16 protein-coding genes are annotated in these 19292 nt (G+C 33.2%); 9 read left to right on the forward strand and 7 right to left on the reverse strand.

Annotated elements, in window-relative coordinates; genetic code table 11:
- The first annotated feature begins 20 nt into the window (after positions 1-20).
- Together IB617_00910 and IB617_00915 are read left to right on the forward strand one after the other, a co-directional pair.
- Positions 21-1283, forward strand: a complete 1263-nt coding sequence (locus IB617_00910; GenBank protein ID UZE93376.1) for a hypothetical protein — start codon at positions 21-23, stop codon at positions 1281-1283.
- Between the two features lie 59 nt (positions 1284-1342).
- Positions 1343-3868 carry a hypothetical protein gene (locus tag IB617_00915; protein UZE93377.1) on the forward strand — a complete coding sequence of 842 codons (2526 nt, stop codon included), beginning with the start codon at positions 1343-1345 and terminating at the stop codon, positions 3866-3868.
- A gap of 141 nt (positions 3869-4009) precedes the next feature.
- On the opposite strand, the gene IB617_00920 is transcribed toward IB617_00915, so the two are convergent.
- A complete protein-coding gene (locus IB617_00920) occupies positions 4010-4543 on the reverse strand; it encodes a hypothetical protein (GenBank protein UZE93378.1) in 534 nt (177 codons plus the stop codon).
- Between the two features lie 121 nt (positions 4544-4664).
- Between IB617_00920 and IB617_00925 the strand changes: the two genes are divergently transcribed.
- Genes IB617_00925 through IB617_00940 form a run of 4 tightly spaced genes read left to right on the forward strand, consistent with a single transcriptional unit; the run spans position 4665 to position 9992 of the window.
- Positions 4665-5090 (forward strand): hypothetical protein, encoded by a 426-nt coding sequence (locus IB617_00925; GenBank protein ID UZE93379.1) that lies wholly within the window; start codon positions 4665-4667, stop codon positions 5088-5090.
- Positions 5091-5105: 15 nt separating this feature from the next.
- Positions 5106-5519 carry a PrgI family protein gene (locus IB617_00930; protein ID UZE93380.1) on the forward strand — a complete coding sequence of 138 codons (414 nt, stop codon included), beginning with the start codon at positions 5106-5108 and terminating at the stop codon, positions 5517-5519.
- A 50-nt stretch (positions 5520-5569) separates the two neighbouring features.
- Positions 5570-6208 (forward strand): hypothetical protein, encoded by a 639-nt coding sequence (locus tag IB617_00935; protein UZE93381.1) that lies wholly within the window; start codon positions 5570-5572, stop codon positions 6206-6208.
- A 1-nt stretch (position 6209) separates the two neighbouring features.
- Entirely contained in the window at positions 6210-9992 is a 3783-nt protein-coding gene (locus tag IB617_00940; protein ID UZE93382.1) for a hypothetical protein, read from the forward strand.
- Positions 9993-10060: 68 nt separating this feature from the next.
- On the opposite strand, the gene IB617_00945 is transcribed toward IB617_00940, so the two are convergent.
- The 5 genes from IB617_00945 to rpmH all read right to left on the reverse strand — a co-directional run bounded on the left by IB617_00945 (position 10061) and on the right by rpmH (position 13007).
- Positions 10061-11251, reverse strand: coding sequence for a PD40 domain-containing protein (locus IB617_00945; protein ID UZE93383.1), 1191 nt, complete (start codon positions 11249-11251; stop codon positions 10061-10063).
- Positions 11252-11327: 76 nt separating this feature from the next.
- Positions 11328-11789 (reverse strand): KH domain-containing protein, encoded by a 462-nt coding sequence (locus IB617_00950; protein UZE93384.1) that lies wholly within the window; start codon positions 11787-11789, stop codon positions 11328-11330.
- A complete protein-coding gene (locus IB617_00955) occupies positions 11773-12501 on the reverse strand; it encodes a membrane protein insertase YidC (protein UZE93385.1) in 729 nt (242 codons plus the stop codon). The genes IB617_00950 and IB617_00955 overlap by 17 nt, the downstream gene beginning before the upstream one ends.
- A gap of 22 nt (positions 12502-12523) precedes the next feature.
- The gene (gene rnpA / locus IB617_00960; GenBank protein ID UZE93386.1) at positions 12524-12868 is read right to left on the reverse strand and encodes a ribonuclease P protein component; all 345 of its coding nucleotides are present in this window, start codon (positions 12866-12868) and stop codon (positions 12524-12526) included.
- Positions 12869-12872: 4 nt separating this feature from the next.
- Complete coding sequence (rpmH, locus tag IB617_00965; GenBank protein ID UZE93387.1) at positions 12873-13007, reverse strand: 50S ribosomal protein L34; 135 nt, start codon at positions 13005-13007, stop codon at positions 12873-12875.
- A gap of 308 nt (positions 13008-13315) precedes the next feature.
- On the opposite strand from rpmH, the gene dnaA reads away from it, so the two are divergent.
- Together dnaA and dnaN are read left to right on the forward strand one after the other, a co-directional pair.
- Positions 13316-14662, forward strand: coding sequence for a chromosomal replication initiator protein DnaA (gene dnaA, locus IB617_00970; protein UZE93388.1), 1347 nt, complete (start codon positions 13316-13318; stop codon positions 14660-14662).
- 153 nt (positions 14663-14815) lie between these two features.
- Positions 14816-15940, forward strand: a complete 1125-nt coding sequence (gene dnaN / locus IB617_00975; GenBank protein ID UZE93389.1) for a DNA polymerase III subunit beta — start codon at positions 14816-14818, stop codon at positions 15938-15940.
- 96 nt (positions 15941-16036) lie between these two features.
- On the opposite strand, the gene IB617_00980 is transcribed toward dnaN, so the two are convergent.
- On the reverse strand, positions 16037-18007 hold the full coding sequence (locus IB617_00980) for a PBP1A family penicillin-binding protein (GenBank protein UZE93390.1): 1971 nt from the start codon (positions 18005-18007) through the stop codon (positions 16037-16039).
- An 81-nt stretch (positions 18008-18088) separates the two neighbouring features.
- On the opposite strand from IB617_00980, the gene IB617_00985 reads away from it, so the two are divergent.
- Positions 18089-19282: a tyrosine--tRNA ligase gene (locus tag IB617_00985; protein UZE93391.1), complete on the forward strand. Its 1194-nt coding sequence runs from the start codon at positions 18089-18091 to the stop codon at positions 19280-19282.
- The last annotated feature ends 10 nt before the right edge of the window (positions 19283-19292 follow it).

Consider the following 19292-nt stretch of genomic DNA (forward strand, 5'->3'; position numbering starts at 1 on the left):
ATAAGTATTATAATTAGAATATGAAGAAATTTATTAGGAATAAAAAAATTCTCCTTTTATTTGTACTTTTGGGATTTTTTTTCATTGTTTCAAAAACATTTGCTTTAGAAATAGACTGGCCAAAGTCTCCCGTAAGCGATACTCAATTAAATGATGACAGCGTGCTCGGAGATATGGTTAAGTATTTTTATGAGTGGGGAATTACTATGGGTGGATTAGTAACGTTTTTTTCTTTATTAATTGGTGGATTCAAATATTTAACTTCAATAGGAAGTCCAACAGTAATGAAGGAAGCAACTGACCAAATAACCTCAGCTTTTTTAGGTCTCATTTTACTTTTATCGTCCTGGTTGATTCTAAACACAATCAGCCCTCAATTTACAACTTTTCAAGCAAATCCTTTTAAGAAAAATCCCTATGGGGGAGAGTGGGGTGATTTTTCATTCAAACAACAACCTTCTTGTGATTACGCCATTTTATATGACAATAGTGGAAACGAAATAGAAATTGAGGGAACCACGGAAACTGAATTAACTGAAGACTTAGGGATAGTCCATTTAAAATCATCTCCTGTCTCTATTAGAGCCTTCCGCAAAGAAGAAGAGAAAGATAAAGAGTGTGGCCCAGAGGCATGTTTATGCTATGTAAAATTATATGCAGATGTCGATGAGGGAAGCTGTAATTTTATGGTAGCAGAGCATTTTGCATATCATAATGATCTTCCTAGCTTAATAGATCCAGAATACAAACCTATAAAGTGTATACAATTAAAAGCGGGAGGAGCTTGTCGTCCCTGTTATAAGCCCGATGAAAGCGGTAAATGTATTTGGGTTGGAGACACTAATTGGGGAGAAGGCTTAGCTGAATGTTATGGAGATAACAAACGCTGTTTTGATAAAAAATGTAGAACTTGCGAGGGCTGGTGGGACAATGACGGACTGGGTGGAAAGGGCTGCTGGTATAAAGAGAAAGGAGGAGAAGCTGGTCATAGTTGTAATAATGAAATTTGTAAAGACCATGGTGGATGTGTAGATGCAAATTGGAATGATGATGAGAATTGCACTATCTGCAGGCACTTTTTTGGTTCTGATGCTGGCTGTATTGACGATGCTCATCACCACGCCCCTTTTTGGGGAAACTCATGGCTCAAATATCCAACTCCCTACTGCTATTATAGGACGGGCGAGCAAGGCAGTTATGACCAGGATTGCGATTCAGGCATTCCAAAGCACTCTGCATCTTGGGAGAATTGGGAGTGGCGTATATGCGTGTGTGAGTATTAAAATTTGTATTTATATAGAAAGCATTAAAAAATCACTTATCGATTTTTATAACTAATAATATGAATGTGAGAAACAAACTCAAATATCTATTTTTAATAATTACAATAGGCAGTTTGCTTCTTCCTAAACCAACCTTAGCTTTCATTGGAACCGGAGTTTTTGACTTTTTCAGCACCGCCCTAGGAGGAATAGAAGAAATTTCAGGTCCTGTAGCTAAAATGCTCTTCATTGTTTTAATGGCTTATATTATTGGCATTGTATGTCTTTATACTTCTGCTTCTCTTTTAGAGCTTGTAATTGAAAATCCTGGATGGCTTTCTTTATCTGGAAACACGATGGTGAAAAGTGGTTGGGACATAATTTCTGGTCTATCCAATATGTTTTTCATCTTAGTCTTTATAATTATTACTTTGGCTATTATTTTAAAAATTGAAAGCTCCGAGGCAAAAAAGCTTTTACCAAAATTATTAATTGTTGCTCTTTTAGTTAATTTCAGCTTAGTTTTTATTGGAATATTGGTTGATATTTCAACTATTTTCTATAATACTATTTTAACAGAAGAAAACGAAGGTCTTCCCACCAAAGCAATTAATATCCTTGGAGTAGACGGACAAAATATCGTAGAGCAAATAATTACTCAAATTATAGCTCTTGCTGTAGCTTTTGTAGTACCTATTTTTGGTCCTTTCGCTCAACTTGGACTAGTTCTCGGAATAATAACTCTTGGTTATATTTCAAATATTATAATTTGGATAGTCCAAAGTATTTGTTTTTTTATGATGAGTGGAATATTCTTTACTTATGCTTTCTTATTTGCCGCCAGGATATATATTATTCAATTATTAGCAATGTTAGCTCCTTTGGCTTTCCTGTGTTCTGTCTTGCCTCAGACTAAGAAATATTGGGATGAATGGCTTAAAACGATTGTGGAGTGGATTTTTTTAGGAATAATCCTTTTCTTATTTTTGGTTTTAGGATTAAGGGCTGCAGATTCTTTACTTCCATCTGAAGGTATAACTTCTATTCCCCTTTTAGCCTGGGGAAATCTACCTGCCTATTTTCCTTATTATTTCTTCTTGTTTGTTTATTTAACAACTACTCTCTGGCTCAGCAAAAAATATATGCCAGAGCTTGCTGGCGCTATGATTGAGCAAGGCAAAGCCTGGGGTGGAATGGTATGGTCAAGAGGACTAAAACCACTCGGTAGAGCTGCACAACCAGCTGCAGAAAAAGTAGGGGAGGCAGTTGGAAAGAGGGTCGGAGGAAGACTTGCAGGATGGGGAGAAAAACAGAGAATAACTGGGGTTGAGAAGTCTAAAAAACTAGAGGAGAAAAAAGGTGCTAAGGCATGGTTCAGTAGAAGGGGTAGAGGTTGGCAACGAAGAATCGGAACGGGGGCAGAAATAACTGGCAGGGGAATAGCGGCTGGGATAGAAGAATCTAAGATTAGAAGAATCGAAGAACTAAAAGAGAAAACAAAAGGAAAAACAGAACAGACACAATTTTTTGAACTTCAAAAGGCACTAACTCAAAAACTCCCCGAAGAAGCACTTGGGATTACGGAAGCCATGATTGAAGACAATACTTTGGAAAAGGCTGAAAAAGCTGGTATTTTTGGGGATAAAGAACATAAAGAGTTAGTAAGGCGTAGTAAAGAATTGGGTAGAAAGACTATTTATAATTATAAACCAGACATAGCGGCTCCGATAGTAGAAAAAGAAAAGTGGGAAAGGGCAGAAAGTCTAATAAAAAAAGGAGGAATGCTTAAAGAAGAAGGTTCAGATGAAGAAGGAAATAAACTTATCAAAGAAGGAGAAGAATCCAAAAAAGAAATTTTGTCTGACATGCTTAAGGGAATTAAACCTTCACAAGTAGCTCAAATATCAGAAGAATCACTTAAAAATAACAAAATAAAAGAAGCTATAATAGATAGCTTTACTGGTAGTCAAATGGCTGAAATCGGTAGAAATTTTGAAGTAGATACCGTGGAAGGTATCCAAAGAAAAATTGATAAGATAGAAGATTTTGAAGAGTTTGCAGAGAAAAATCCTTCTCTTACTCTTTGGCTTCATGGAAATGCAGCTCAAAATTTAGGCTTTAGATCACCTACTTCTATTGTTGGTCTTCCTCGAGATGACTTAAGAAAAAGAGTTGCTGATACCCGGGTATCAGCGGAAAAAACTCGTTCCGACAAGAAAGAGAAGATTAAAATAAAATATTTTCCAGGAAAAGAAGTAATGATGTTTAAAGATTATTATCGAAAAGACACTCTAAACACGACTAAATCCTTTATTAAAGAAATTGTGGCTAAAAAAGGAAAAACTATTCCTCTGGAGACTGAAGTTAAAAGAAGAATTGGAAAGTTTGAAAAAGAATACGATAAACTAAATAAAGAATGGTGGAAAACTTGGAAAAACTTCAAAGAAATAAGGGATGAATATCAGTCGGCGGATAGCCCAACTGACGAGCAAGAGCAAGCTTTCCAAAAAGCTAAATCAGATATTGAGAAAAAGAAAACTAAAATCGATGAAACTCAAGCAAAGCTGATAGAATCCGAACAAAACGCCTTAAAAGATCTCTGGTAAAGAAAAAAGGGGAATAAGTAGATAATAAAAATAGTTCAGATTTATATTAAAGAAGTAAAAAGAGAACTTTTAAAAAGTAAAAAAAAAGCAGTTTAACGACATGCCGGTCTAATTTAGGTATTTAGGACAAAAAAGAGCTATTTAATCTCTTTGATAATTGTTTAGCTGATCTTGAAACTCTGTAATCAATGCATTTTTTTCATCTTCTGTTAATCTCTCGTCATCTCCTATTCTTTTTAATAGACGTGTCAAACTAGCTCTATGACGACTAGTAGTTCCTGGCTGAGTTTGATGAGCTTGATGTAAGGCTTGATGCAATGGTGCTTGTGATGGTTGAACTTGTGGGGATTGAGAAGTATCGGTGCTATCTTGACGATTTTCACGAACTATATCTTCCACTTGTCTCCTCACTCCTCTACTTTGATCATTTATATTTCCTGAATCGCTAACCGCTTGATTTTTCTTGGTAATTCTACTAATCACCTTGTTCCATTCCTTCATTTTTTTCCCCGACTTTTTAATTTCTTTCCGAAGTCTAATTGCCTCCTTGATTGCCCTTTTGCCCTCTTTTTTTAATTCTTTATCCGACAACTGTTGCTGATTTTGTTGCTGCTGCTGTTGCTGATTTTGTTGCCGAAGACTCTCTTCTTTATCGTCTAAATTGGACAATATCATTTTTAATTATAACCTCCAATATTTAATTTTTATTTTTCCCCTTAGTTTTATTATATGATTTATACTAAAGAGATTCTATTTAAATTATATCATATAATAAAATTTTGTCAAGGGTTAACATATGATTAAAGAATTAACACAAAAAGAATACTGGGAACTTTTTCAAAAACTTCCTGACGAATTAAAAACTCAAACCTTATCTGAAGAAACAGCTAAGAATATTTTTGATATTTGTCAAAGAAATGACGTAAATGTAGAAGAAATATCAAAAGTAGCCAGTTATGTCGGTCAAGTTCTACTTGGAATACTTCCACCAGATGAATTTCAAGAAGCGATAGAAAAAGAAGTAAAGTTAGAAAAAGAAATTGCAAAAAAGGTTGCGCAGGAAATTTATCGTTTTGTTTTTTATCCGGTAAAATCGAGTTTAGAAGAACTCTATAAAATAGAAATTGCACCTTTAGCCAAAATGAAGATTACCCCGCCTCCGCAAGAAAAACCACCCACTCCGCCCAAGAAAGAGGATGTATATAGAGAACCGGTTAAGTAATTTGTATCTACTAATATGCGTTTTACAATTCCTCAATTTATTGAACACGAAGCAAAAATAATAGGTCCCTTAACCTTCAAACAGTTTATTTTTGTGGGCATTGCAGGAGCTATTTGTTTTGTGCTTTATTTTACTGTTTCTTTCACTATATTTTTACTCTCCTGTATTGTTTTGGGAGGAATAGCTTTAGCGTTTGCTTTTTTAAAGATAAATAATATGCCTCTTCCCGGTTTTATTGCCAATTTTCTAAAATATAATCTTTCGCCAAAAATGTACCTTTGGGAGAAAAAAGGGATTAAAGAAAGGGAATTTGAAGAACAAATAATTATAAAAAAAGAAGAAATCGCGGAAGATGAACTTCCTTTAAAAATTGGAGGAAAGAGTCGTTTAAAAAAGATGAAAACACAAATTGAAACAAGAGGTAAATAATAATTCACATTACATATAAATAATAAAAAATTATAGATTCTTTATTGTCTATGCCTAAATCTGCTACCCAACAACTTTTAGAAGTAGATAAAATTAAAGAGGGAGTAGTTGTTTTGAAAAATAAGGCTTTAAGGGGAATACTAATGGTCTCTTCACTTAATTTTGCTTTAAAATCTGAAGAAGAACAAAAAGCTATTATCTATCAATTCCAGAGTTTTTTAAACTCTCTTGATTTTTCTTTAGAGATAATTATCCAATCAAGAAAATTAAATATCACCGGCTATCTGGATAAATTAAAAGAGTTGGGAATTAAAGAAAAAAACGAACTTTTAAAACTACAAATTGGAGAGTATGAAAAATTTATCGAAGAGTTAATTGCGGGCGGAGCAATTATGTCAAAGAATTTTTTTGTGGTTGTGCCCTTTATCCTTGCCGAACTTCCAAGATTAATAAAAAGCGAAGACGATGCAAAAAAGACAAAAAAAACCCTTACGGAAGAAAGGTTTCAAAGAGCTAAAATACAGCTCTGGCAAAGAATGGAATTTGTCGCTTTAGGTCTAAGGAGGTGCGGTCTTCAGGGCATACCTTTAAATACTATTGAATTAATTGAGCTTTTCTGGAGTTTATACCACCCTGAACAAGCAGAGGTCGGATATTATCCAGAAATCCCTCCTGAGTTATCACAATAAGATGAAATTTCCATTTTTTAAAAAAAGAAAAGAGCTTCCAAAACAAATCTTTGAAGCTACAACAATAGGGATAAAAGATATTATTGCTCCTTCAGCCCTCACCTCATTAAAACCAGACTATTTAAAATTGGGTAAAAGATTAGCCAAGTCTTTTTTTATCTTTTCTTATCCAAGATATATAACTACCGGATGGTTTTCTCCCATTGTTAATCTGGACACACCAATGAACATTGCTGTTCACATCAATCCTATCGACACTGGAACCATTTTAAAAGAGTTAAGAAAGAAGGTGACAGAGGTTACGGCTGAAATTATGGAAAGACAGGAAAAGGGGCTTATCAGAGACCCTGCTTTAGAAATTGCATATAGAGACCTTGAAGATTTAAGGGATAAATTACAAACTGCCCAAGAAAGGATGTTTAAACTTGGCGTTTATTTAACCGTTCTCGGAGATAACACTCAGCAATTAAAAGAGGTGGAAACAACCTTAAGGTCGATGTTGGAGTCAAGATTAATTTATATTAAACCTGCTCTTTACCAACAGCTGGAGGGTTTTAATTCTACAGCTCCTTATGGTTTAGACCAACTTCGAGTCTACACCTCAATGAACACCGCTCCCCTTTCATCAACCTTCCCCTTTGTTTCTTTTGACCTGAGTTCCAGTGAAGGAATTTTATACGGTATTAACAGACACAACAATTCTTTAATTTTATTTGACCGCTTTAGTCTGGAAAATGCTAATGAAGTTTTATTTGGTAAGGCGGGCTCAGGAAAGTCAATCCTCGGTTCTGAACCAGTTTTAATAAAAAATAAAGATAAAGTTCAATTAATAAAAATAGGGCCTTTAGTGAAAAAGTTAATTAAAAAACACGGGATAACTCAAATTGATGAAGAATTAGAAGGAGTAATTAATCCTGAAATTAGAGTTTATAGTTTTGATAAAAACTTAAAAGGAAAGTGGTCAAAGGTTACGGTAGCCGCCAGAAAAAAAGCGCCAAAAATTTTCTATAAATTCACTACTAAGAGTGGTAGAAAAATTACTACAACTGGCGATCATAATATGTTGATTCTAAAAAATGGGAAAATAGTGGCCGCTAAAAGCTCTGAAATAAGAGAGGGTGAATTTGTTCCTTTACCCCGGGAGGTCTCTGAAACTGACTCTCCTTTAAAATCTTTAAATCTTTTAGAATTACTTAGATATTCAAAAGGGATTTATGTAACAGGTGGAGAACATTTAATTAGAGAAAATTATAAGAAATTAAAGAGGGCTAATTTAGATAAAAGCTTTAATCGCTATCTTTACAATTATAAATCTGGCCGTCGTGTTCCTCTTCAATATCTCTGGAAAATATTGGATTACCTTAAAATTAAACCTAATAGCCTAAAACTTAAAAACTTAAAAGTTATTTCAAAAAACGGGAAAAAGCAATATTCTTTAGATGTTAATTTTCAAATCACGTCAGAGTTTTTAAAGCTAGCTGGTTTCATTGCAGCTGAAGGAACAATTGGAGCCGATTTCATAATGATTAGTAATAAAGATAGAGAAGTTCTTAGGGAAATAGATTGCTCTCTTTCGAAATTGAAAGTTCCTTTTTATTATGGAAACCGAGGTATAGTCATTGCTTCTCGAGTATTTATAGAAATAGTAAAAGCTTTAGGGGGGCAAGGAAAATCAAAACAAAAGAAAATTTTACCGGTTATATTTAATTTAAAAAAAGAAAAAATTGCTAAATATTTATCAGCTTATTTTGAAGGAGATGGAGGAGTAGAAAATAATGTTTATATTTCAGCAGTCTCAAAATCTAAAAGATTAATTTCAGAAATCAGCTATCTTCTATATTATTTTGGAATTATTGGGAGAATATCAAAGGCAAAAAAGAAAGCTCCTAATTGGAAGTATAAGAAGGTTTACTGGAAGATTACTATTTCAGGACAAAAAAACCTCCGGAAGTTTGCCGAGAATATTAATTTTATTTCGGAAAGAAAAAGGAAACAACTTTCTGAAACTATTAAAAAAGAGGGGAACACCAATGTCGATATCATTCCAAGATTAGAACCCATCTTTAAAGAGATTTACGAGCTCTTCTCTCCTCATCTTTATGGAATAACAGAAATATCTGAATGGAAAAGAGGGGTTCGTCATCCTTCTCCTCATCATTTACTAAAAGTAATCAATAAAATTGAAGAAAGAATTAAGCATTTTAAAGATTTAGCTTCTACTTTTAGAATCTTAAGCGAGCTCCCAGAATTAGTTACAATAGTTAATTTAGGGAAGAATAATAAAAAATTAAATAGGGCTTTATGGCAAGCTTTGGGTCAGAACTGGCGAGTAGTAAAAAATGAAGGAGTTAAACCCTTTTGCCGTAATGCTTTTAAAATAATTGAAACAGTAAATGATCAATTTTATTCTTTAAAAAATCTTAAAAAAACAATCCATTTAGGCTTTCAAGAAATGGGTCTTCCTGTGAAATATTACGATCCCTCTTTACAATCAGCTCTAGTGACAAGACCTGAAAGTAATACAAATTACGAAACAATTCAAAAAGCCGCTCAGTTTATTTGGCAAAATTATCAAGAGACTTTAGTAAATAAAATTCCTCAGGTTGAGGAAAAATTGGCTCAACTGAAAATTTTAGCCGATTCTGATCTTTTCTGGGACCCAATTGTTAAAATTAAGAGAATTAAAAACAAAAAAGAGAAATATGTTTATGACTTAACTGTTGATAATGAAGTGTTTTTGGCTGGTGCTGAAGGGATGTTTGTTCATAACTCTTACGCTGTTAAAGTAGATATTATAAGGTCTTTAATGTTAGGGGTTGATGTAATGGTCCTTGACCCCGAAAACGAGTATAAACACTTAGCTGAGGCAGTAGGAGGCTCTTTTTTCAATATTTCTTTAGCTTCACCAAATCATATCAATCCTTTTGATTTACCTACTCCAAGAGAAGATGAAAAACCAGAAGATGTTTTGAGGTCAAATATTATCAATTTAGTAGGACTCTTGAGAATTATGTTGGGAGGGCTTACACCCGAAGAAGATGCAATTATAGACCAGGCTTTAGCTGAAACCTATGCTGCAAAAGATATTACACCTGAAAGCAACCCATCCACCTGGCAGGAAAGGATACCCCTAATGAAGGATTTTGAAGCTGTTTTAGAGGGAATGGAAGGAGCTGAGTCACTGGTAAGAAGAGTAAGGAAATTTACCAAAGGAACCTTTTCTCAGTTTTTCAACCAACCAACAAACATCACTATGGATAAACCTTTTGTTTCTTTTGGAATAAGGGATATGGAAGATGAATTAAGACCGATAGCAATGTTTATCATTATGCGCTATATCTGGAATAAAGTCAGGTCAGAACTAAAAAAGAGAGTTTTAGTTGTTGATGAGGCTTGGTGGATAATGCAAAACGAAGATGGAGCTTCTTTCCTTTATGGAATCTGTAAGAGGGGTAGAAAATATTGGTTAGGGGTAACCACTATATCGCAAGACCTTAATGATTTTATGAAGTCTGCCTACGGACAACCAATTATTACCAACTCTTCCTTGCAGATTTTAATGAAACAATCACCAGCCACTATTGATGCTGTAAAAAAAGCTTTTAACTTAACCGAGGAGGAAAAATACATCTTATTGGAAGCTGAGGTAGGGGAAGGAATATTTTTTGCAGGACAAAAGCATGTGGCTATGAAAGTGGTAGCTTCTTACACCGAAGACCAAATAGTTACCACCAGCCCTGAAGAGGTTTTAAGGATAAAAAAAGCTAAAGAAGGAACTCTTTAGTAAATCTTTTATGCTCGCACTAATAAAAAAAGAGGGGTTAAATAAAACTCCCTCGTTTTAAAATTTGATTATAGAAGCCATTCAGCGTAGTAACCTTGAGTAAGTTCAGTTTTAGCCGTAGCATCAGACCTTATAGTGTAAATGTAACTGTCTTCATAAGACGGACCGACCGCATAAACAAGCCATTGTCCATCAGGCGACCAGGAAGGAGATTCTACTTCTACATATACTCTACCCAATTCTATTTTACCAGTCCCGTCAGTGTTTATAATATAATAGATATTTCCCGCAGTAAAATTACTATAGTAGAGAATCTTTGTTCCGTCGGGCGACCAAATTAAACAACTATCCCACTTGTCTACCTCAGAATCTACCTTAGTTTTACCTGTTCCATCAGGATTTATAAAACAGAGAGTTGAATTTTGTTCAATTACGTAGGCAATTTTTTCTCCATTAGGTGACCATCTAATGCGGCTGCCTCCTATTTTTTCATCATCTATCTTAGTTTTTCCCGTTCCGTCAACGTTTATGATACAAAGGTATCCAGAATCATCTCCGTAAACAATTTTTTCTCCATTAGGAGACCAAGAAGGTAGGTGTCCACCACAGCTATCAAGTTGAATTTTTCCGGTTCCGTCAACATTAATGACATATAAAGAGCCATCCCAGCCAAGGCAGAGAATCTTTGTTCCATCAGGTGACCAGAAAGCAGTGAAGGGGTTATCAAGTAGTTGAATTTTTCCGGTTCCGTCAACGTTAATGACATGTATAGACATATTCCAACGGCAGAGAAGCTTTGTTCCATCAGGTGACCATTCAGCAACACTACATCCCTCATCAAGCACAGTTTTACCTGTGCCATCAGTGTTTATAACATATAAGGTAGAGGATATAGTATAGGCAATCTTTTCCCCATCAGGTGATAAATGGGGAAAAAAGATAGAATGGGAAAAAATTCCTGTATCAATCTCTATCTTGTCTGTTCCGTCAGCATTAATAATGGATATATTGCAAAATGTCTCTCCCGTTGATGTTTTTCCTTGTGAAATAAAAAGGATTTTTCTTTCAGGTAGAATTTCTTCTGGTTCTTCGTCTGGTTCTTCGTCTATTATTTCTTCATCCTCATCTTCTCCTGGAACTCCATCTTCTATTTCATTTTCTGACATCTGCATAAGATAGCAAGCAAGTCCTATCCCTCCAGATATCATAATAGCAATCAACACCACAGCAACAATAGCTATTTTAATCTTCTTTTTCATTCTATTATCACCACTTTTTAATATATTTTTATTTAAATGTTCTATTATTTATATAATATATACTTTTAAAATTTTGTCAAGGGTAGGGTCTTATTATTACTCTTCTTTCAGGTTCTTTGCCAATACTCTCTGTAGCTATATTGCTTCTCTCTGCTAATTCCATATGAATAACTCTTCTTTCATAAGCTGGCATAGGGGGAAGATTTTTTTCTTCTTTCATTAAAGAAACTTCATCTGCAACCGACCTGGCTAATTCTTTTAAATACTCAACTTTTTTCTTTTTGTAGCCGTTAATATCTAAATCAATATAGAAGTTTTCTTGAATTTTTCTTTTTAAAATTGCTTTTAATAAGCGCTGTATATCAACTAAGGTCTGCCCTTTTTCCCCGATTAAAATCTGGGGCTCTTCTGTTTCTAAGTTTATGGGCAGGGTAATGTCTTTTTGAGGTAAAAACTCAATTTCTACATCAAAAGTAGTTTTTTTAAAAAATTCTTTTGTAATTTGTTTAATTTCTTCTAAATTACTTGGGCTTATCATGATTTCTTAAGATATATTGCTGCCCCATTGAAAACAAAGAAGTGGTTATCCAATATAGTCCGAGAGCTGCTGGTAGTTTGGTAAGAAAAACAAAAGTAAAAACAGAAAGGAAATAAGGCGTTTGTTTTTGAGTCATTTCTGAAAACCGCGAAATACTGTCTTTTTTCTTTGTTTTTTTAGATTTTATCTTTGGGCTTGCTGTTTTTAATTGAAAGAATTGAACAACAGCGGTCAAAACTGCCAATAATATGTTGGGTTCAGGGAGACTTATTAAACCCAAAAAAAGATAGTTAATTTCTCCGGGGTGGGAAATAAAACCGTAAAGATTATTCATTGACTCTGGCTGCAGGCCGCTCCTGAACACCTGAAAAAGAGCAATTAAAAGAGGTAATTGAATTAATAATGGTAAAAACACGCTAAAAGGACTTATTTTCTTTTCTTTATAAACGTTTATTATTTCTTTTGCCTGTTGTTCTTGATTATTCTTATATTTTTTTTGAATTTCCTGAATTTTGGGCTGGATTTCACTCACGGTCTGTTGATATCTTATACTCTGTGTCATTAACGGATAAAGAATTAATCTCAGTAAAAAAGTTAAAACAATTACCGCCAAACCAAAATCATTACCGGGTAAATATTTATATAATAAAATCAAGACGTTAAACAACGGTCGATACAATAAGGTGTGAAAAGTTTCTGTGAGTAAATTCATAAATTTCTTGATTACGAAGTAATCAAAAGTTCAAAATTTCTGCCCTTTTAAATAGCTTTTCTATTGTTTTTTTGATTGTCTGAAAATCTTTTGTCTCCAAACCTGGAAGGGCTATTAATACAATGTCTGCCTTTTTACTTATATTTTTTGCTATTTCTTTAATTGCTTCGCGAAGTCTTCTTTTAACTTTATTTCTGACAACAGCTTTTTTGGAAACCTTCTGAGAAACTATAAATCCAAAACGAAGTTCTTTTATTTTATTTTTTTTAATTTTCAAAATTAAAAAATCTTCCTTAAAACCCTTACCATTTTTAAAAACCTTTTCAAAGTCCTTTTTTTTTCTCAATCGATTCTTCTTTGGCAACATTGAGTTATACTGTTAGTCTTTTCCGACCTTTTCTCCTTCTTCTTTTTAAAACTCTTCTTCCTGTCTTGGTTTTTTTTCTTTTTAAAAAACCGTGTGTTTTCTTTCTTTTTCTTTTTTTAGGATGATAAGTAATAGACATATTATTTATTTTAAGCACAAAAATAAACTAAGTCAATTTTTACAAATAAAAAAGGAACTAAGTTCCTTTAACACGTTTAAGTTGGAATTTTTATTTAAAAGTTAGGAACACTAATGCACAACTTTTACCCAGTTTATCAACAAAACAGGGATCTTTACCCTAATTTTACATTCTCTTGACTTGTAGTATAATTATAGAAGAACAAAAGAATAAAAGAATTAACCCCGGACTTATTTTACAAAAAAAAGCATTCTTTCTTAAAATTAAAAATCCGCATAATTACTGCGGAATTTATCGCCTAATTCTTTATGAACCAAGAAGAGCTCTGGCAGGCAGTTTTAGCCCAAATTCAATTACAAATTTCCTCCGCAAATTTTGCAACCTGGTTTAAAAATACCCAGATTGTCTCCCAGAGAGATGGGCTTGTCTTTGTTTCCGTTCCTAACTCATTCGCTAAAGAATGGCTTGAACAAAAATATAATAAAACTATTTTTAAGGTCTTACATAATTTAGATAAACAAATTAAGGGGGTAAGGTATGAAACGGGAAAAACAGGTTTAAAAACTCTAAAAAAGATAACCTTCTTTCCGAAAACCGAGCAATTAGAGTTTCAAGAATTTGAAGTTGAAAGAGAAACAAATCTTAACCCAAGATATACTTTTAACAATTTTGTCGTGGGACCCTTCAATGAATTGGCTCACGCAGCAGGATGGGCAATAACGCAAAACCCTGGCAAGGTTTATAACCCTCTCTTTGTTTATGGAGGGGTTGGCTTGGGAAAAACTCATCTTTTACAAGCTATTGGTAATAAAATAATAAAGAATTTCCACCAAAAAAAAGTCAAGTACATCCCAACGGAAAAATTTGTCTCAGAGGTTATATCTGCAATTAGAAATCGTCAAATTGAAAAACTTAAATTAGAATATCAAAAAAATGATGTTTTAATTATAGATGATGTTCAATTCTTAGCCGGCAAGGAAAAAACGCAAGAAGAATTCTTTTATACTTTTAATAGTTTATATGAAAAAAACAAACAAATAGTTCTTTCTTCTGACCACTCGCCAAAAGCTATTCCATCCTTAACGGAAAGATTAAGGTCCCGCTTTGAGGGGGGGATGATGGCTGACATATCTCTTCCCGACCTGGAAACAAGAATAGCTATTTTAAAATCTAAATGCCAGGAAAGAAAGACTGAACTCCCCGAAGATATTTTAAACTATATCGCCTCTATTATTAAACGAAACATTAGAGAGTTAGAGGGGGCCCTAAATATATTAATCGCCTATCAAAAATTAAATGGTTCTCAGCCCGATTTAAAAACAACAAAATCTCTATTAAAAAATTTAATTTCTTCTCAAAATAAAATTGTTAATGCAAAGAGAATAATTCACACAGTAGCTAATTTTTATGATTTAAGGGAAAAAGATTTAATCTCTGTATCAAGAAAAAGAGAAATTGTCCTCCCAAGGCAGATAGCAATGTATTTATTAAGAAAGGAACTAAAAGCATCCTTTCCCTTTATCGGTAGAAAGCTTGGCGGTAAAGACCACACTACGGCTATTCATGCCTGTGAAAAAATCAATAGAGAAATAGAAAAAGATGAAGGTTTAAACCAGGAAATCGGGTTAATAAGACAGAGAATTTTATATGGATAAATATGGGGAAAAAATTAAGAAAACTAAAGGCCGAAAATATACAATTTAAAAAATAACAATTTATCCACAATAAATCCCGAAAAAATCCCCAAATATTACCCAATTCATTTCCTCTAAAAAACCAAAGAATAAACAATAACAACAACAATAACAATGAAATTAATTATATTAAAAGAAAAATTAAAAGAGGGTATAAATATAGTTGAAAAAATTTCACAAAAATCCTTAACCCTACCTATTTTACAGAATACGTTTTTAAAGGCGGAAAAAAATTTTTTAAAACTCTCAACAACTAATTTAGAGTCGGGTATAAGTTGGCAGAACTTAGCTAAGATAGAAAAAGAAGGAAAAATATGTATTCCAACCCGATTTTTATCCACCCTTCTTAATTTTTTACCCGACAAACCCATAAGCTTAGAACTAAAAGATTTTACCCTATCTTTGGAGTGTGAAAATTATACTACTAAAATAAAGGGATTGAATCCGGAAGACTTCCCAATTATTCCTCAACCAAAAGAAGGAGAGAGTGTTAGTATTTCTAATTCTAAGTTTTGCCAGGCTTTAAATCAAATTGTTAATATTCCCTCCCCATCTACAACAAGGCCCGAAATTTCAGGAATTTTTTTAATTCTTCAAAAAGATTTAATTAAAATGGTAGCAACCGATAGTTTTAGATTGGCCGAGAGAAAAATCTTCATTAAAACAAATCTTTCTAAGGAGTATTCTTTAATCCTTCCTCACTCAGCAGCAAAAGAAATTATTAGTATTTTTGGCGAAAAAGAAGGTGATTTAAAAATCTACCTTTCACCCAATCAAATTTTATTTGAATATATAACAGGTGAAATTTCTCAACCTCAAATTCAATTTACGTCACGGCTTATTGAAGGAGAATACCCAAATTATGAAGAAATAATACCTAAAAAATATGAAACCCAAATTCAGGTTCAAAAGAAAGATTTTCTAAATCAGATTAAAACGGCCAGTCTTTTCAGTGGTAAAATAAACGAAGTTAAATTAAGTATTGATTCAAAAAAAGGAAAAATTAATGTTTTTAGTCAGAGCCCTGATTTGGGGGAGTATAAAGGGTTTTCAAAAGGAAATATTAAGGGAAAAGATATTGTGATTTCTTTTAATCACCGCTTTTTAATTGATGGTATTTCAGAAGTAAAAGGAAAAGAATTGAATTTTGAACTAACAAACGAAGATGGACCGGCTGCCTTAAAACCCCTGGGCAGCCAGGACTATCTTTATATAATAATGCCCATTAAGGCTAGTTAATCCAACAAAAAAACACTTTTTTAAAGTGAAATAATTCATAGAAGGAACCAGTCGCTCCGCTCCCTGTAATTACTTCGTAATTGAGAAAGCATTATTTTATGGAGTTATATTGGGTTCTTGTTCAGGGGGTTTAAATTCTTCTTTTTGGAATTCTGGCAATACCTGTTCCATAAAATTATGGAAAATAGGTCCTGCTAAAACAACTCCTGGTTTTTCCGACATAGCTTCATTATTATTATTGCCCACCCAAACCCCAACAACTATCGAAGGGGAATATCCAATTGTCCAGGCATCTCTAGAGTTTTGAGTTGTTCCGGTCTTAGCTGCTACTTGATAATCTTTAAAATATAAATTTGATGAAGGGCCGAACATGGGAGTTCGAGCCTCATTGTCTGATAAAATATTATTTATTAAACGTGCTGTTTCATTATTTAAAACTCTCATTGGGGTTTTTTTGTTTTCTTCAATAATACTTCCAGATGAATCTTCTATTTTTAAAATAGAAACAGGGGGGATTCTTAGACCATCATTAGCAAAAACCCCATAAGCAGAAGTAATTTCTAATAGTTTTACTTCCCAGCTGCCCAGAACAATGGCGGGTCCGTAAGGAGGATTTAACGTGGTGATACCTAAATCTTTGGCTGTTTTTATACTTTCTGGTAAACCCGCCAAATTAAGGAGAACTTTTACTGAAGGAACATTAAGAGATTGAGCTAAGGCAGTTCTTAAAGTTACTTCTCCCCGGAAAATACCATCATAATTCTTGGGGATATAATCTTCTCCTCCCCAAGGTCCAAAATTAGTAAGTTTGTCTATAACAGTGTTTTTGTCATTATATCCTTTTTGAAAAGCGGTAGCATAGACAAAAGGCTTAAACGCCGAACCGGGCTGACGGCCAGGATTAGTTTCCGTTCCAACCACCACGTTAAATTGAGGATCAAATAAACAAGTTTGACCCTCAATACAGTTTTCTGGAAAAGGTTGAGCATAATAATTCCCCGTTCCCACTGTCATAGCTAAAATTTCACCGTTTTTTGGATTAATTGCTACCAAACCCGCATTATGAGCGTTGTATATTTTATTTTCCTTAACTCTTTCCCTTACTATCCCTTCAGCCATTTGTTGGATTTCCCAATTTAAAGAAGTATATATTTTTAACCCCTTTTTCCTTAAAAACTCTTCACTATATTTTTTTTCTAACTGTTGTTTTACCCATAAGGTGAAATAAGGAGCTTTAATTTGAACTGATTTTTCAATAAAGCTTATCTCTTCTTTTTTAGATTCATCAGCTTTTTCTTTAGATAAAAAACCTTCTTTCACCATTCTATCTAAAACATAATCTTTTCTAACTAAAAGATTATCCTTATTCTCTCCATAGGGAGAAAGACGGTAGGGAGCTTGAATTAAGGCAGCCAAAACAGCTGATTCAGAAACTGAAATTTCAGATACAGATTTATTAAAATAGGTTTGACTTGCTGCCTCCGCCCCATAGGCGTTTTGACCAAACGGAACCTGGTTTAAATACCATTCAAGAATTTCATTTTTAGAGTAGCGACGATCCAATTCGAGAGATAAAATAATTTCACGGAATTTTCTCTCGGGCGTTTTTTCTAACGATAGAAAGGTGGACCTAATCAACTGTTGGGGGATTGTGGAACCTCCATAAACAAGCCTTCCGATTTTTAAATCAGCTAAAACAGCTCTAATAATTCCTTTCAAATCAACTCCAAAATGATTATAAAAATTCGCATCTTCAGCTGAAATTACAGCCTGTTTTAAATAGTAGGGTATGGAGTCTAAAGAAACCCAGGTCCTCTTTTCCTCACCGTAAATCTCATATAAGAGGATTTGGCCCGTTTTATCATAAATTTTAGTAGATTGAGCAAGTTGTCTTTCGGTAAATATTTCAGGTCTTGGGAAGTCTTTGGCATAATAGATAAACAGGAAGAGAAAACAAAAAGCAGAAAACAGAAAACAGAAAAAAATAAGTTTAATGATTAAATTTATACCCCTCTTTTTCTTTTTGGTTTTTTTATAGGTTTTTCTATAATATTTTCTTTTTGGCATATTATCTAATCATTATAATTACTTTTTATTTTTTTTCAAAAAGAGAGTTGAAATTTTTAAATTTTAATTTATGATAAAAATATGATTAACAGCAACCCTAAAAAAATAGAAGAAGTTTTAAGTAAAGGAGTAAGCCAGATTTTGCCAGGCAAAAAAGGATTAAAGAGCTTGATGAGAAAACGCAAAATTAAGCTTTATCTTGGGATTGATCCGACATCTCCTAACATTCATCTTGGGAATGCTGTTTGTTTAAGAAAATTAAAAGAATTTCAAAACCTTGGGCATGAAATAATTTTTCTTATTGGAAGTTTTACTGCCCAGGTTGGTGACCCTTCAGAAAGAGATAAAAAAAGGAAACCTTTAACCTTGACTCAGATAAAAGAAAACATGACTGCTTACAAAAAACAGGTAGCAAAAATACTTGATATTTCTAAAGTTAAAGTTAAATACAACTCTAATTGGTTAACAAAACTTAAATTTAAAGATTTAATAGCCTTAGCTTCTCATTTTACCACCTCCCGTTTATTAGAAAGAGATATGTTTCAAAAAAGATTAAAACAAGGAAGAGAGGTATGGTTAAGTGAATTATTATATCCTTTAATGCAAGGTTATGATTCGGTAGCAATGAACGTTGATTTGGAGATAGGTGGCACCGATCAAACTTTTAATATGTTGGTAGGGAGGAAATTACAAAGGATTTATAATAAGAAAGAAAAGTTTATTTTAACAGTTCCTTTGCTAACCGGTTTAGATGGTAGGAAAATGAGTAAAACCTATAATAATGTTGTTAATTTAACCGATAAACCAAACGAGATGTATGGAAAAATTATGTCTTTGAAAGATAATTTAATTACTCATTATTTTGAGTTATGTGTTGGAAGTCCTTTAGCCGAGATTAAAAAAATGGAAAAAATGTTGAAATTAAAGAAAGTTAACCCAAGAGATTTAAAAGCTAAATTAGCCAAAGAAATTGTTAGAATTTATTATGGGACAAGAGCAGCAAAAAAAGCTGAACAAGACTTTAATAGAGTTTTTAAGGAAAAGAAACTGCCATTAAAAATCGAGGAAATAAAGATAAAAGAAAAAGAACTTAATATCTTGGTTCTTTTATTAAAAACAAAAAAAGTTGCTTCAAAATCTGAGGCAAAAAGATTAATTTTACAAAGAGCAATTAAAATTGATAAGGTTTTAAAGGAAAATTGGCGAGAGGTGGTTAAAATAAAAAAAGGTTCTGTAATTAAAATCGGTAAAAAAAAGTTTATAAAAATAATTTAAGAATAGAAGT

Source organism: Candidatus Nealsonbacteria bacterium (assembly GCA_026016225.1).
Classification (GTDB): domain Bacteria; phylum Patescibacteriota; class Minisyncoccia; order Minisyncoccales; family JANBVM01; genus Nealson33H.

Excerpts from the sequence above, each read along its gene's own strand:
- IB617_00945 (UZE93383.1), bottom strand. The coding sequence starts at position 11,251 with ATGAAAAAGAAGATTAAAATAGCTATTGTTGCTGTGGTGTTGATTGCT.
- IB617_00950 (UZE93384.1), bottom strand. The coding sequence starts at position 11,789 with ATGATAAGCCCAAGTAATTTAGAAGAAATTAAACAAATTACAAAAGAA.
- IB617_00980 (UZE93390.1), bottom strand. The coding sequence starts at position 18,007 with ATGCCAAAAAGAAAATATTATAGAAAAACCTATAAAAAAACCAAAAAG.
- IB617_00930 (UZE93380.1), top strand. The coding sequence starts at position 5,106 with ATGCGTTTTACAATTCCTCAATTTATTGAACACGAAGCAAAAATAATA.
- IB617_00935 (UZE93381.1), top strand. The coding sequence starts at position 5,570 with ATGCCTAAATCTGCTACCCAACAACTTTTAGAAGTAGATAAAATTAAA.
- IB617_00920 (UZE93378.1), bottom strand. The coding sequence starts at position 4,543 with ATGATATTGTCCAATTTAGACGATAAAGAAGAGAGTCTTCGGCAACAA.
- IB617_00925 (UZE93379.1), top strand. The coding sequence starts at position 4,665 with ATGATTAAAGAATTAACACAAAAAGAATACTGGGAACTTTTTCAAAAA.
- IB617_00915 (UZE93377.1), top strand. The coding sequence starts at position 1,343 with ATGAATGTGAGAAACAAACTCAAATATCTATTTTTAATAATTACAATA.
- IB617_00940 (UZE93382.1), top strand. The coding sequence starts at position 6,210 with ATGAAATTTCCATTTTTTAAAAAAAGAAAAGAGCTTCCAAAACAAATC.
- dnaA (UZE93388.1), top strand. The coding sequence starts at position 13,316 with ATGAACCAAGAAGAGCTCTGGCAGGCAGTTTTAGCCCAAATTCAATTA.
- IB617_00955 (UZE93385.1), bottom strand. The coding sequence starts at position 12,501 with ATGAATTTACTCACAGAAACTTTTCACACCTTATTGTATCGACCGTTG.
- dnaN (UZE93389.1), top strand. The coding sequence starts at position 14,816 with ATGAAATTAATTATATTAAAAGAAAAATTAAAAGAGGGTATAAATATA.
- rpmH (UZE93387.1), bottom strand. The coding sequence starts at position 13,007 with ATGTCTATTACTTATCATCCTAAAAAAAGAAAAAGAAAGAAAACACAC.
- IB617_00910 (UZE93376.1), top strand. The coding sequence starts at position 21 with ATGAAGAAATTTATTAGGAATAAAAAAATTCTCCTTTTATTTGTACTT.
- IB617_00985 (UZE93391.1), top strand. The coding sequence starts at position 18,089 with ATGATTAACAGCAACCCTAAAAAAATAGAAGAAGTTTTAAGTAAAGGA.
- rnpA (UZE93386.1), bottom strand. The coding sequence starts at position 12,868 with ATGTTGCCAAAGAAGAATCGATTGAGAAAAAAAAAGGACTTTGAAAAG.